Source organism: Thiomonas islandica (assembly GCF_055383445.1).
Genome location: NZ_AP042391.1, coordinates 511,328 through 523,028, shown reverse-complemented (window position 1 = coordinate 523,028; position 11,701 = coordinate 511,328). Strand labels below are relative to the sequence as shown.

At 64.8% G+C, this 11,701-nt stretch carries 11 protein-coding genes and 3 pseudogenes; 8 read left to right on the top strand and 6 right to left on the bottom strand.

Features of this window, described 5'->3' with window-relative positions; all coding sequences use genetic code 11:
• Nucleotides 1-41: 41 nt before the first annotated feature.
• A pseudogene (locus ACZ47F_RS02470) lies at nucleotides 42-273 on the top strand (zinc ribbon domain-containing protein); the annotation flags it as partial.
• Between the two features lie 131 nt (nucleotides 274-404).
• Here the strand turns inward: ACZ47F_RS02470 and ACZ47F_RS02465 are convergent.
• The gene (locus ACZ47F_RS02465; RefSeq protein WP_464925726.1) at nucleotides 405-1,157 is read right to left on the bottom strand and encodes a hypothetical protein; all 753 of its coding nucleotides are present in this window, start codon (nucleotides 1,155-1,157) and stop codon (nucleotides 405-407) included.
• A gap of 127 nt (nucleotides 1,158-1,284) precedes the next feature.
• Here ACZ47F_RS02465 and ACZ47F_RS02460 point away from each other — a divergent pair, with 127 nt between their 5' ends.
• Nucleotides 1,285-2,139 carry a DUF6502 family protein gene (locus ACZ47F_RS02460; RefSeq protein ID WP_464925725.1) on the top strand — a complete coding sequence of 285 codons (855 nt, stop codon included), beginning with the start codon at nucleotides 1,285-1,287 and terminating at the stop codon, nucleotides 2,137-2,139.
• The gene (locus ACZ47F_RS02455) at nucleotides 2,136-3,506 is read left to right on the top strand and encodes a DUF5666 domain-containing protein (RefSeq protein WP_464925724.1); all 1,371 of its coding nucleotides are present in this window, start codon (nucleotides 2,136-2,138) and stop codon (nucleotides 3,504-3,506) included. Before ACZ47F_RS02460 ends, ACZ47F_RS02455 begins: the two co-directional genes overlap by 4 nt.
• 55 nt (nucleotides 3,507-3,561) lie before the next feature.
• On the opposite strand, the gene ACZ47F_RS02450 is transcribed toward ACZ47F_RS02455, so the two are convergent.
• Entirely contained in the window at nucleotides 3,562-4,479 is a 918-nt protein-coding gene (locus tag ACZ47F_RS02450; RefSeq protein WP_464925723.1) for a hypothetical protein, read from the bottom strand.
• Nucleotides 4,480-4,597: 118 nt separating this feature from the next.
• Between ACZ47F_RS02450 and ACZ47F_RS02445 the strand changes: the two are divergent.
• A pseudogene (locus ACZ47F_RS02445) lies at nucleotides 4,598-4,891 on the top strand (transposase); the annotation flags it as partial.
• Between the two features lie 169 nt (nucleotides 4,892-5,060).
• Nucleotides 5,061-5,411 carry a thioredoxin family protein gene (locus tag ACZ47F_RS02440; protein WP_464925722.1) on the top strand — a complete coding sequence of 117 codons (351 nt, stop codon included), beginning with the start codon at nucleotides 5,061-5,063 and terminating at the stop codon, nucleotides 5,409-5,411.
• 115 nt (nucleotides 5,412-5,526) lie between these two features.
• Here the strand turns inward: ACZ47F_RS02440 and ACZ47F_RS02435 are convergent, their stop codons facing one another.
• On the bottom strand, nucleotides 5,527-5,754 hold the full coding sequence (locus ACZ47F_RS02435) for an acylphosphatase (RefSeq protein WP_464926559.1): 228 nt from the start codon (nucleotides 5,752-5,754) through the stop codon (nucleotides 5,527-5,529).
• Between the two features lie 63 nt (nucleotides 5,755-5,817).
• Nucleotides 5,818-6,522, bottom strand: a pseudogene (locus tag ACZ47F_RS02430) (YggS family pyridoxal phosphate-dependent enzyme); the annotation flags it as partial.
• A gap of 119 nt (nucleotides 6,523-6,641) precedes the next feature.
• Here ACZ47F_RS02430 and ACZ47F_RS02425 point away from each other — a divergent pair.
• The 3 genes from ACZ47F_RS02425 to ACZ47F_RS02415 are packed head-to-tail and all read left to right on the top strand — an operon-like array spanning nucleotide 6,642 to nucleotide 9,564.
• On the top strand, nucleotides 6,642-7,688 hold the full coding sequence (locus ACZ47F_RS02425) for a type IV pilus twitching motility protein PilT (protein WP_464925721.1): 1,047 nt from the start codon (nucleotides 6,642-6,644) through the stop codon (nucleotides 7,686-7,688).
• A gap of 41 nt (nucleotides 7,689-7,729) precedes the next feature.
• Entirely contained in the window at nucleotides 7,730-8,368 is a 639-nt protein-coding gene (locus tag ACZ47F_RS02420) for a Crp/Fnr family transcriptional regulator (protein ID WP_464925720.1), read from the top strand.
• A 59-nt stretch (nucleotides 8,369-8,427) separates the two neighbouring features.
• Nucleotides 8,428-9,564 carry a PilT/PilU family type 4a pilus ATPase gene (locus ACZ47F_RS02415; protein WP_464925719.1) on the top strand — a complete coding sequence of 379 codons (1,137 nt, stop codon included), beginning with the start codon at nucleotides 8,428-8,430 and terminating at the stop codon, nucleotides 9,562-9,564.
• A gap of 107 nt (nucleotides 9,565-9,671) precedes the next feature.
• Here the strand turns inward: ACZ47F_RS02415 and ACZ47F_RS02410 are convergent, their stop codons facing one another.
• Nucleotides 9,672-10,547: a DUF429 domain-containing protein gene (locus ACZ47F_RS02410; RefSeq protein WP_464925718.1), complete on the bottom strand. Its 876-nt coding sequence runs from the start codon at nucleotides 10,545-10,547 to the stop codon at nucleotides 9,672-9,674.
• A complete protein-coding gene (gene mutY, locus ACZ47F_RS02405; protein WP_464925717.1) occupies nucleotides 10,529-11,671 on the bottom strand; it encodes an A/G-specific adenine glycosylase in 1,143 nt (380 codons plus the stop codon). Before mutY ends, ACZ47F_RS02410 begins: the two co-directional genes overlap by 19 nt.
• Nucleotides 11,672-11,701: the final 30 nt, after the last annotated feature.

The following is an 11,701-nucleotide window of genomic DNA, read 5'->3' as shown; positions in this document are numbered from 1 at the left end:
GGGCGCGTGCCAGGTGGTGTTCAATGAGGCGCTGGCGTTGCAGCAAAAACCACGCTTTTTGTTTGTATCGAGGACTTGCAGGTGCGGAACATGTCCAGGTGGGCGGCGGGCAGCACCGAGCAGCCGGGAAGAAACGTTCGGGCCAAGTCCGGCCTGAACAAATCCATCCTCGACCAAGGCTGGTTCGAGTTCCGCCGCCAACTGGATGACAAGCTCCAGTGGCGGGGTGGCTGGCTCATTGCCGTGCCGCCGCAGAACACGAGCCGTACCTGTCAACGCATGAGCCCGTCAATGGGATAAGTTTTGCAGAAGTTCCCTAGTGCATTCCGTCGCGGAACTGCAGGAATTTCTCGCCCAGCACGGATGAGCGCGGCAGTCGGCGAGTAGCCGACTGCCGCAGCGACTTACATCTGCGGACGCGTCACACTTGGAATGTTGACCGACGGGGCGTTCACCACGGGCGCATTGACCGTGGGGGTCTGTACTGCCGGAATATTCACACTCGGAGTTGTCACCACCGGCACGTTGACCGAGGGCGTTGCCACTGCGGGGATGTTGACTTGCGGCGTTGCCACCGCGGGAACGTTGACCGACGGCGTGTTGACCGAAGGCACGTTGACCGCTGGGCTATTGATCACGGGAACGGTGACCGCAGGCGAGGCAACGGCAGGCGTATTGGGGATTTGCACTGAAGGAGTTTGCACCGAGGGTACCTGTGTGGTGACTTGCGCCTTGACTTGCGCCTCTGCGCGCGCGCCTAGTCCTTGGTCAACGCCCGCGTCTCGTGTGGGCAGCGCGGGGGCGGCGCTTCCGGCGGCGTCCGTCTGACCTTGCGTAGCGGTACGTGTCTGCGCCGTGTTGCGATGCTGCGCTTCGGTGCGAGTTTGCTTACCGGTTTGACCGGATGTATGACGAACCGATTCTCCGGTTGATGTGCGTGTGTGGCTCTGGGTGGTGGTGCGGTTTTCAGCCCGGGCGTTTGCCGAAGTGGTGGTCTCGACCTGTTGATCGTCCGTGCGTGTCGGCGTCGAGGTTGTCGCCGAGAGTTGACCGTCCTGAGCGGCATTCACGGCGGTTTGGGCATAAGCGAGGCCGATGGAGAGCGAAGCGGCTGCAACAGCGGCGGACAGAACGGCGAGGGTACGGGTCTTGGACATGATTTTCTCCTGAAAGAAGGAAGGATGACTCACGCGATGTGGTAAACATCCCCACAGAAGCGCTTGCGTGTATGATAGTGGAAAAATTTCCCACGTCAAGCTGAATCGCTTCGTTTATCCTTTCGCCATGTCCGCCGCTCTCAAATCTGCCGCCCTGTCCATCTTGCGCCCATTCGTGCGCTATCTCATTACGCAAGGATGGACTTATGGCGCTCTGGCCGAGCTGCTCAAATTTGTCTATGTGGGCGAAGTCATTGCGCTCGATCAGCGCGACGGCAAACCCGCACCGACCGATAGCCGTGTGAGTCTGCTCAGCGGCATCCATCGCAAGGAAGTGCGGCGTCTGCGCGAAGAATTGCAGAGCGGATCGGGTGAGATTGCCCTGCGGCATGGCGCCAATATGTCGGCGCAGGTGGTGGCGGCTTGGGTGGCTTGCGAGGCGTATCGCGACCCGCAAGGTGAACCGCTTGCCCTGCCGCTGCGCGCTGCGGGCGGCTCGGCCAGTTTTGAAAATCTGGTGCGGCTGGTGAAGGCCGACATGCGGCCGCGTACCGTGCTGGATGAACTGCTGCGCGCTGGCGTTGTAGAGCAGCAGGATGACTTGGTGAGGCTGGTTCGCGGCAGCTATGTCTCCGATCTGCCCGAGGACAGGCTGGCTTTCATGGGTGCGCATATCGGCGATCATCTGCGGGCCGCGGTGCACAACCTTGAAGGTCGCACGCCGACTTATCTAGAGCAATCGGTCTATTTCGACGACCTGCCACCCATCGTGCCGGGAGAGGTGCGCGACGATCTGCGTCAGTTTGGTGAACAGGTTTTGCAAGAGGCTTACCAGCGCGTCGCGCGTGCGGAAAAGACGGCTCAATCCGCGCAATCTGAAGGTCTCGGTGCGCCGCAAACCACCAAGAAGCGCCTGCGCCTTGGGGTGTATTACTACGAGGACGATATGCCCGCTTCGAACTCAGCCGGGGAACAGCCGTGAAAGCCGCCTTGAAAGCAGTCGTTCGTACCTGGTTTCCGGGGCTGCGCTTCGTGGGCGTGGCCTGCTTAGGGTTGATGCTGGGTTTGGCGGGCTCGATTGCAGCGACGCCAGGCGGGATCGGCGGTACGGGTATCGACCCCGGCGGCATCGGAGGCACCGGCATCAGCCCTGGTGGAATCGGCGGAACGGGAATCGTGGCCATCGGCCCGGTTCAGCGCTTCGGCAGCATTTTCGTCAACGGCGGCGAATATGAACTGTCCGCGCAGACACGCTATCGCGCGGATGATCAGCCCGTGTCCGAGAACAGCCTGCATTTGGGCGATCTGGTGCGTGTTCATGCCGTAGAGCAGGGCGGGCAGCTGCATGCGCTCGCGGTGGACATCAGCCATGCGGTGATCGGTCGCGTGTCGCAGATCGATCAATCTCAGGGGCGACTGGTGGTGCTGGGCCAGACCGTGCAAATCCTGCCGGGCACTTTGTTGCGCACCGCTAAAGATCAGCCTTTGCCGCTATCGCGCCTAAAGGTGGGCGACGAGGTGCGCATTAGCGCGCTCGATCAAGGCGAGGGGCATTGGCAGGCGATGCGGCTGACCCTGCTCTCGGCTCCGCCTGGGGGACACAGTTCGCCGTTCTTGCTGCGCGGCAAAGTCGAGGCGATCAGCGCTGAACCGCAGCGGGTCAAGATCAATGGCGTCTGGCTATCGGTACGCAGCGATGCGGCGCAAACCGGGTTGGCGGTCGGCGCCGAGGTCGTGGTGCGCGGCAGTCAGCAGAGCCAGGGAAATGTGATTGATTCTCTTCGGGCGATAGCGCCCTTGGCAGCACCCATCGGCACGCGCGTGGCGATGGTGGGTTTTTTGCAGGCCGGCTCTCAGGGCAGGCCAGGCTGGGAGTTACAAGGCTTACAGGTCAGGGGCGCAGACGCGCTGGTGCAGGCGCAACTGCAGTCTGCCGCCCGGTCCCAGGCCGCGCCGGTGTTCATCGTCGGCACCTTGACAGCGGCACAGACGGTGACGGTCGAGCGAGTGATCCCGAATGTGAACGCGCTGCAATTTGCGCTGCCGCCCCTGGCCGGTGCGCAGACGCCTCCCGCAAAAGCCGGTGATATGGGCTCGATGACCGGAACGGCGCCCCAGTTCATGTCGAACGGTGCGAGGCTGAACCTGTCGAGTCCGGCCTTTGTTGCGCCGACAGTGCCTATGGTGATCCAGCCGGGGTTCACGGCACCTCCGATTCCCGCAGCGCCCGCCGTGCCGCAAGTGCCGCAAGTGCCACAAGTAGTGGCCCCGCCGGTTGTGAACCCTCCCGGCGTGACGACGCCCGCCTTGCCCAGCGGACTGCAGATTCCCACTGTGCCGCATCCATGAAAAAAGGCCAGCTTGCGCAGGCCTTTTTCATCAGATGGCGAGGTGAGAACGGAGGTCAGAACACGATCTGGCCGCCTATGCCGACGCCAAAATTGGCGCTGCCGTTGCTCAGGCCCTTGTCCACATAGACCTGGAACCCGCTGCCATTTGAGGTGAGGTTGTAATTCCACGCCGCAATCAGGTCTGAGGGAGCGGACGCCCCGGCCACCATCGACTGCTGACCGGTGTACATCAAGGTGAAAATATGCTGTTGGCTTGCCGCATAGCTGGCGCCAAACTGATAGATGGCGATATTGCGCAGATTCTGTCCGGCTGGGTTGCCCACGAAGCGGTAGCCCAGATTGGCAAACGGAAACCAGCTTTTGCCCACGATCTGCTGTAGGCCGACCCCCAGCTCGTAGTCGTTCTTGCCCGTCCCCAGACCGTTGTCGGAAGAAGCAGTGCCGAATTTGACTTTGGCGTAGGGTGTGATGGAGGGCGTGAGACCGCCGCCCTGGAAAATCTTGTAATGCCCAGCCAGCCACACGTCGCCCAGACCGCTGGCGGAACGGGTTTGCGTGGAACTGGAGCCGCCTACAACCGTATTTCCGGCTATAGTGGAACCGACGGGCAGCCCGCTTTCAGAAACATAGGGTATCGTGAGTTTGACGCGCCAGTTGCTATTGCCGTATTGAATGTCGGTGGCGTCGTAGCGGATGTTGATGTTGTTGTTGGTGCCGAATTTGCCCTGGAAAAAGGACAGCGTGTTGCCGACCGTGAGTGCGGGTTCAGCTTGTGCGGTGCAAGCGCTCCCCAGAGCAAGCAGTGTGGCGATGATGGTGGGACGAAGGACCATATTGGACGGATCTCGCGCGAGGTGGACTAAGGGTAATGCAACGGACAGGAAAAGCCGATGCGTTGAGGTGTGGGAAATTATCACACAAAAATCAAGCTTGATCCTTGTCGAATCGCAAACCGGTGTGTCGAAATCCATCCAGCAGGTCGGCGCGAGACGTGAGTATTTTCCAATTCAGGTATGAGCCTGAAGCGAAGCTGGTTTGGCATCAATCGTCATACAGGTTGACCGGGTTGAAAGTGGCAGTGTAAACGGCGTTCAGCGCATTCATTCCAGCATCGCTAACGCCCGCCGCGACTTCCTGCACAAGATCTCGACTGCAATCAGCAAAAACCACGCGCTCGTGTGTATCGAGGACTTGCAGGTGCGGAACATGTCCAGGTGGGCGGCGGGCACGACCGAGAAGCCGGGAAGAAACGTTCGAGCCAAGTCCGGCCTGAACAAGTCCATCCTCGATCAAGGCTGGTTCGAGTTCCGCCGCCAACTGGATGACAAGCTGGCATGGCGGGGCGGCTGGCTCATTGCTGTGCCGCCGCAGAATATGAGCCGCGCTGGACGCGGGCGACGCTTGCCCGGGCCGCAAAGCAGCCCGGATGGCCTATGGATCGAACCGCGTTGGCGGTCGGGAGCAGGAACCCACCGAAGCGACTCAGGGACGGTCTCATGCCGTGCCTGGGCGCAGTAGGAATCTTCTGCCTTCAGGCCGGGGAGGATGTCAAATGGAGCCGCTACTGGTCGCCTGTCTGTGTGCGCAGTGGTGCAGCGTGTGCCGCCTGTGGCACGCCGGGTTCGACGCGCTGGCCGCGCAGCTTCCCGCGGTGCATCTGCTCTGGGTGGACGTGGAGGACGCGGCCGATCTGCTTGGCGACTACGAGCCGGACAACTTTCCGGTGCTCGCGGTGCAGCGCGGCGGCGATCTGCTGTACTGCGCCACCGTGCCGCAGCAGCCTGCGCTGTGGCTGCGGCTGATCAACCAACTGGCCGCGCTCGACGCCGCCGCGGCGCGGGAGCAGGCGGCGCGCTTGGCCGCGCAGGGCGTTTCGTTACCGGACTTGCGGCGGTTGCTCTGACTCGGCTTGCCGCCTCCTCCCGGCTTCCCTCGCTGCGCGGGAGAGGCACGGCAGGGCAAGGAAAGAGAAGGGTTTTCTCCCTCCCCACGCGTAGGGAGGGCTGGGGTGGGGTGCTTTACCCGACCCGAAACCCCTTGCCGCACGCCGCAGCCGGGGTGTCCTCGGCCTCGACCGACTCGACCCGGCTGGCGGGTGCGCCTTGCCACAGCCAGCGCTGCAGCGCGGCGACCGCGGCGGGTGCACCGCAGGCGAGCACTTCGACCGTGCCGTCGGCGCGGTTGATCGCGTGGCCTTGCAAACCCAGGCGCAGTGCTTCGGCCTGGGTGTGGGCGCGGTAGGACACGCCCTGCACCCGACCGCGCACGCGAAAGCGCCGGCAGACGGTTCCCTGCGCGCCGGGGTTCGGCCTGGCGGCTGTGCGCGGGCCGAATAGCGCCGAGCCGACGCGCACGATGGTCGCGCCCTCGAGCACGGCGGCTTCCAGGTCGGCGCTCATGCCCATCGACAGGGTGTCGAGGGTCAAACCGTGTTCGGTAGCGATGGCATCGCGCAGCTCGCGCAGCCGGGCGAAGGGTTCGCGCTGCGCGGCAAAGCCGACCCTGGGTTCGGGGATGCACATCAGCCCGCGCAGGCGCAGATTGGGCAGCGCGGCCACCGCGGCGGCCAGTGCGCCGGCCTCCATTGGTGCCACACCGCTCTTGGTAGCTTCGCCGTCCAGATTGACCTGAATGCAGATCTGCAGCGGCGGCAGGGTGGGTGGGCGCTGGGCGCTCAGGCGCTGGGCGAGTTTGAGCCGGTCGATGCTGTGCACCCAGTCGAACTGGGCGGCGACATCGCGGGTCTTGTTGCTTTGCAACGGGCCGATGAAATGCCACTGCAGCGCAGGCCAGTCCGGACGCAGCGCGGTGATCTTGTCCAGCGCTTCCTGGACATAGTTCTCACCGAACGCGGTCTGGCCGAGCGCGGCCAGCTGGGCCACGCTCTGCGCTGGGAAGGTCTTGGATACGGCCAGCAGGGTGATGGACTGCAGGTCGCGGCCTGCAGCGGCAGCGGCGGCGGCCAGCCGCTGGCGCACCGCGGCGAATCGATCATTCAGGGTCATCGAAGGCATCGAAGGGACGGGCTGCAACAAAACCGGCCGTGCACGGACGGCGAATTGTCGGAAAACGGCGTTCTGACCTTAAGATAGCCGAATCATTCACGCACAAGTCTGCTCGGGGGAAAGGACGCTTGGACATCACGCAACTTCTGGCCTTCAGCGTCAAGAACGACGCATCCGATCTGCACCTGTCTTCAGGGCTGCCGCCCATGATCCGGGTGCATGGCGACGTGCGGCGCATCAATGTCGAGCCGCTGGACCACAAGGCGGTGCACGCCATGGTCTACGACATCATGAGCGACTCGCAGCGCAAGCACTACGAGGAGTTTCTCGAAGTCGATTTTTCGTTCGAGATTCCGCAACTGGCGCGCTTTCGGGTCAACGCCTTCAATCAGGCGCGCGGCGCCGCAGCGGTGTTCCGCACCATTCCGAGCAAGGTGCTCACGCTCGAGGATCTGAGCGCACCCAAGATCTTTGCCGACTTGGCGCTCAAGCCGCGTGGGCTGGTGCTGGTGACCGGGCCGACCGGCTCGGGCAAGTCCACCACCCTGGCGGCGATGATCAACCATTACAACGAAACCGAGTACGGGCACATTCTCACCATCGAAGACCCGATCGAATTCGTCCACCAGTCCAAGAAGGCGCTGATCAACCAGCGCGAGGTCGGTCCGCATACCCTGAGCTTTTCCAACGCCCTGCGCTCGGCGCTGCGCGAAGACCCGGACGCGATTCTGGTGGGCGAAATGCGCGATCTGGAAACCATCCGCCTGGCGCTCACCGCGTCCGAGACCGGGCACCTGGTGTTCGCCACGCTGCACACCTCGTCGGCGCCCAAAACCATCGACCGCATCGTCGACGTGTTTCCGGCGGAAGAAAAGGAGATGGTGCGCGCGATGCTGTCGGAGGCGCTGGTCGGCGTGATTTCGCAGACCCTGTGCAAGAAAAAAGACGGCTCCGGGCGGGTGGCGGCGCATGAGATCATGATCGGCACCCCGGCGATCCGCAACCTGATTCGCGAGAACAAGGTGGCGCAGATGTATTCGATGATCCAGACCAGCCAGGCCTTCGGCATGCAGACCCTCGACCAGAACCTGGCCGATCTGGTGCGCCGCAACGTGATTTCCGCATCCGAGGCGCGCGCCAAGGCCAAGCAGCCCGAAAACTTCCCCGGCGCCTGACCGTCAGCGCAGAACGCCTCTGTCTCATCCCAGCCCCGGCCATGAAACTCTTTGACAAACTCATCGGCGCCTCGCGCAAGGACACGGTGGACGACGCACCGGAATCGCAGTTCTTCACCACCGGCTTTCATGATGCCGAGGTCGCCAGCCTCGATACCGTGGTGGGCTGGGCGCAACGTGCCAGCGAGATCGGTGCGACCAAGCTGTCGCGCAGCGCTGGGGCGCAGCGCCTGCTCGAACTGTGGCAGCAGGACAAGTACATGGCCGGGCTCACCGAGGTCGACCGTCAGCGCTGCGCGAAGTATTTTCACTACTACACGGTCAAGGCTGCTGCCGACCTGATCGCGCAGGGCGAGACCGGTAGTTTCATGATTGTGCTGCTGCGCGGCGCGGTGGCCGTGGACCGGCTGCAGCCCTGGGGCGACCGTCTGCGTCTGACCGAGGTGCGTGCCGGCAGCATGCTGGGCGAGATGTCGCTGGTCGATGCGGCGCCGCGCTGGTCCTACTGCACCACGCTGACCGACTGCGAGATCGCGGTGCTCGAAGCCGCCGATCTCGACAGCATGATCGCGCACGATCCGGCTGCGGCCTGCCGGCTGATCGGCTCGCTGGCGCGACGGCTGTCGCTGCGGCTGCGCAAGCTCAGTGCGCGCGTGGCCGCCACCACACCCGGCGGCTGAGACCGCCCCGGCCTGGGCCTGCGGCACTGGCGCACAACACACGGCAAACGGGGGACGACATGGACCGTGATCAGGCATCCAAATTCATCAACGATCTGCTCAAGCTGATGGTCAGCCGCGGCGGCTCGGATCTGTTTCTCACCGCCGACTTTCCGCCGGCGATCAAGGTGGACGGCGCAGTCACCAAGCTGTCGTCGCAGGCGCTCACCAGCCAGCACACCCTGGCGCTGGCGCGCGCGATCATGAACGACAAGCAGGCCGCCGAGTTCGAGCGCACCAAGGAATGCAACTTTGCCATCTCCCCTGCGGGGCTGACCCGCTTTCGCTGCAATGCCTTCTTGCAGCAGGGCAAGGTGGGCATCGTGCTGCGGCAGATTCCGCAGGAGCTGCCGTCGATCGACGGGTTGGGTCTGCCGCAGGTGCTCAAGACGCTGGCGATGCACAAGCGCGGGCTGATCATCTTCGTCGGTGCCACCGGCTCGGGCAAGTCCACCTCGATGGCGGCGATGCTCGACTACCGCAACGAGAACTCGCACGGCCACATCATCACGGTCGAAGACCCGATTGAATTCGTCCACCCGCACAAGAACTGCATCGTCACCCAGCGCGAGGTCGGGCTGGATACCGAGAGCTGGGAAGCCGCGCTGAAAAACACCCTGCGCCAGGCGCCCGATGTCATTCTGATGGGCGAGATCCGCGACCGCCAGACCATGGAGCACGCGGTGGTGTTTTCAGAGACCGGCCACCTGGTGCTGGCCACGCTGCACGCCAACAACGCCAACCAGGCGCTGGACCGCATCATCAACTTCTTCCCCGAGGAACGCCGCGCGCAGTTGTTGATGGACCTGTCGCTGAACCTGCGCGCGCTGGTGTCGCAGCGGCTGATTCCTCTGCAGACCGGCAAGGGCCGGGTGGCTGCGGTGGAGATCATGATCAACTCGCCGCTGATCGCCGATCAGATCTTCGAAGGCAAGCTCACCGAGATCAAGGACGTGATGCGTCGCTCGCGGGAGATGGGGATGCAGACCTTCGACCAGTCGCTGTTCGACCTGTTCGACGCCGACAAAATCAGCTACGAGGACGCGCTGCGCAACGCCGACTCGGTCAACGATCTACGGCTGCGCATCAAGCTCGACAGCAAGCGCGCCCGCAATGCCGACCTCGGCAGCGACACCGGCCATCTGGCCATCGTCTGAAGCCCGCCCTGCAACCCCCGCCTGACGGCCCGCTCACCCCGCACCATGCCCCCGCTTGCGGCGGAGGCCGGGATGGGCGGGCTGCTGACCGAAGTGCGCGGGCTGGCTCAGCAGCCTACCTCCTGAGGCACACTGACGATCCAACCCTCTACCGGGTCGATCCGCGGCGGCAGACCCCAGCGGCTTGCGCGCCGCGCGCTGGCCCAGCTGGCCTGCAGCAGGCACAGTGCGGCGTCCAGATGGTCGCCACGGGTATCTTGCAGCATGGTCTGGCGCAGTGCCGGGCTGCACTGCAGCCGCAGCGCAAGCGGATGCCGGCCTGCCTGCAGCGCCTGCAGCAGGGTGTTGCGTGCGTTTTCGCGCTCGACGGTCTGCCGGCTGTGCGCATCGCTCTTGTAGCTGCGCCGCCCGAGCACCGCACGCGCGATGAACCCCGGATAGCCTTCAAGCGCCACGCGCTGCGCATCGCCGCGGTGCAGACCGGGCAGATCGATGCCGGCGTCAAGCAGCAGCGGCGTGGCTGCGTGCAGCATCCAGGCCACCGGCGGGTTGACCCACTTCATCGACGGCGACGATCCGGCCGGCCGGTCGCAGGCGCGGTGGGCGAATTTCGCTCCCGCCGGGCGGGCGGCGCAAAACCGACGCAGCACCGCGCGCAACTCCTCGCGGCTGCGCCCGCGCAGATGCGCGATCAGCCGCGCCCAGGGCTGCGGGGCGGTGTCGCCGCTGTGACCGGGCCAGCGCAGGGTGTCGACCAGTTCGCGCGGCAGGCCAAAAGGCAGGTCGAATACGCCGAGCCACGGCCCGGGCTGCGCCAACCACCGGGCGAATCCGTCCAGAGAGTCGATGCAGGTAAAACCGCTCAGGGTCACGTCACCGCAGGCGTCCGGGTGCCGTACCCCATGCGCGATGACGATGGGTTTGCGCCGGCTCGGCGCGCTGGTGAAGTCGATACCGTGCAGTGTCAGATCGGCGGGCGCCATGTCTCGTACAAGGCACGCTTGGCTGAGGCTGCAGCTCCCTGCGGCGCAGGTTGCAACAGCAGTTTGCGCACCGGTGCGGGCATGCCCAGTTGCGCAATCTGCTCCGGGCCGAGCCACCTTCCGGCCTGCTCGGCGGCATGCGGCGCGGGGTCGAGGGTGATCAGGACCGGCTGCACGCTCAACTCGAAATGGGTGAACACATGACGGAAACCCGGCAGCGCGCACTGCGCGCGCACCCGGCCGAGCCGGGCCGCATGGACCACTGCTTGCTCGACCGTGTCGAACTGTGGCAGGCTCCACAGTCCGGGCCAGACGCCTTGCGGTGGCCGCTGCTCGAGCCAGGTTCGGCCGTCATCCGCGTGGCGCAGCCACAACATCACGGTGCTGCGCCGCGGGCGGACGGCGCGTGCTGGCCTGCGCACCGGCAGGCGCTGCGGATCGCCGCCGAGCCGTCCGCGACAGTCGGCCTCGAACGGACACAGCAGGCACGACGGCTGGCGCGGTTTGCACACCGTGGCGCCCAGATCCATCAGCCCTTGGGTGTAGGCGGGCATGTGCACGGCCTTGGGCAACAGCCTGTCTGCCAGCGCCTGCAGCCGACGGGTGGTAGCGGCGGCCGGAACCGGGTCGTCGATGCCGTGGGTGCGGCAGAGCACGCGCTGCACATTGCCGTCGAGGATGGCGGCGCGCTCGTCAAAGCAGAATGCCGCGATCGCCGCCGCGGTGGACGCCCCGATGCCCGGCAGCGTGGCCAGCTCCCGTGCGGTCTGCGGAAAGGTGCCTGCGTGGTGCTCGACCACCATCTGTGCGCAGCGATGCAGATGGCGCGCGCGCTGGTAATAGCCCAGTCCGCTCCAGGCGGACAGCACCGCATCCAGCGGGGCTGCAGCCAGTGCCTGTACCGTGGGAAAGCGGGCGAGAAATCGGGAAAAGTAGTCGAGCACCACCGCGACCTGTGTTTGCTGCAGCATGATTTCGGACAGCCACACGCGGTACGGGTCGCGCACCTGCCAGGGCAGGTCGTGCCTGCCGTGCTGGCGCTGCCACTGCACCAGGCGGCGCGCAAAATCCGCCGGCCCCTGCTCGGCGGGCGGATCGGCGGTGGCGGGCGATGTTGTGGACACGGCGGCGTGCGCGTGGCGCAGACGGCAGCT

Bases quoted from the DNA above. Each gene is read 5' to 3' on its own strand.
- ACZ47F_RS02465 (WP_464925726.1), bottom strand. From the start codon at position 1,157: ATGTCCAAGACCCGTACCCTCGCCGTTCTGTCCGCCGCTGTTGCAGCC.
- ACZ47F_RS02460 (WP_464925725.1), top strand. From the start codon at position 1,285: ATGTCCGCCGCTCTCAAATCTGCCGCCCTGTCCATCTTGCGCCCATTC.
- ACZ47F_RS02450 (WP_464925723.1), bottom strand. From the start codon at position 4,479: ATGGATTTCGACACACCGGTTTGCGATTCGACAAGGATCAAGCTTGAT.
- ACZ47F_RS02440 (WP_464925722.1), top strand. From the start codon at position 5,061: ATGGAGCCGCTACTGGTCGCCTGTCTGTGTGCGCAGTGGTGCAGCGTG.
- ACZ47F_RS02420 (WP_464925720.1), top strand. From the start codon at position 7,730: ATGAAACTCTTTGACAAACTCATCGGCGCCTCGCGCAAGGACACGGTG.
- ACZ47F_RS02415 (WP_464925719.1), top strand. From the start codon at position 8,428: ATGGACCGTGATCAGGCATCCAAATTCATCAACGATCTGCTCAAGCTG.
- ACZ47F_RS02410 (WP_464925718.1), bottom strand. From the start codon at position 10,547: ATGGCGCCCGCCGATCTGACACTGCACGGTATCGACTTCACCAGCGCG.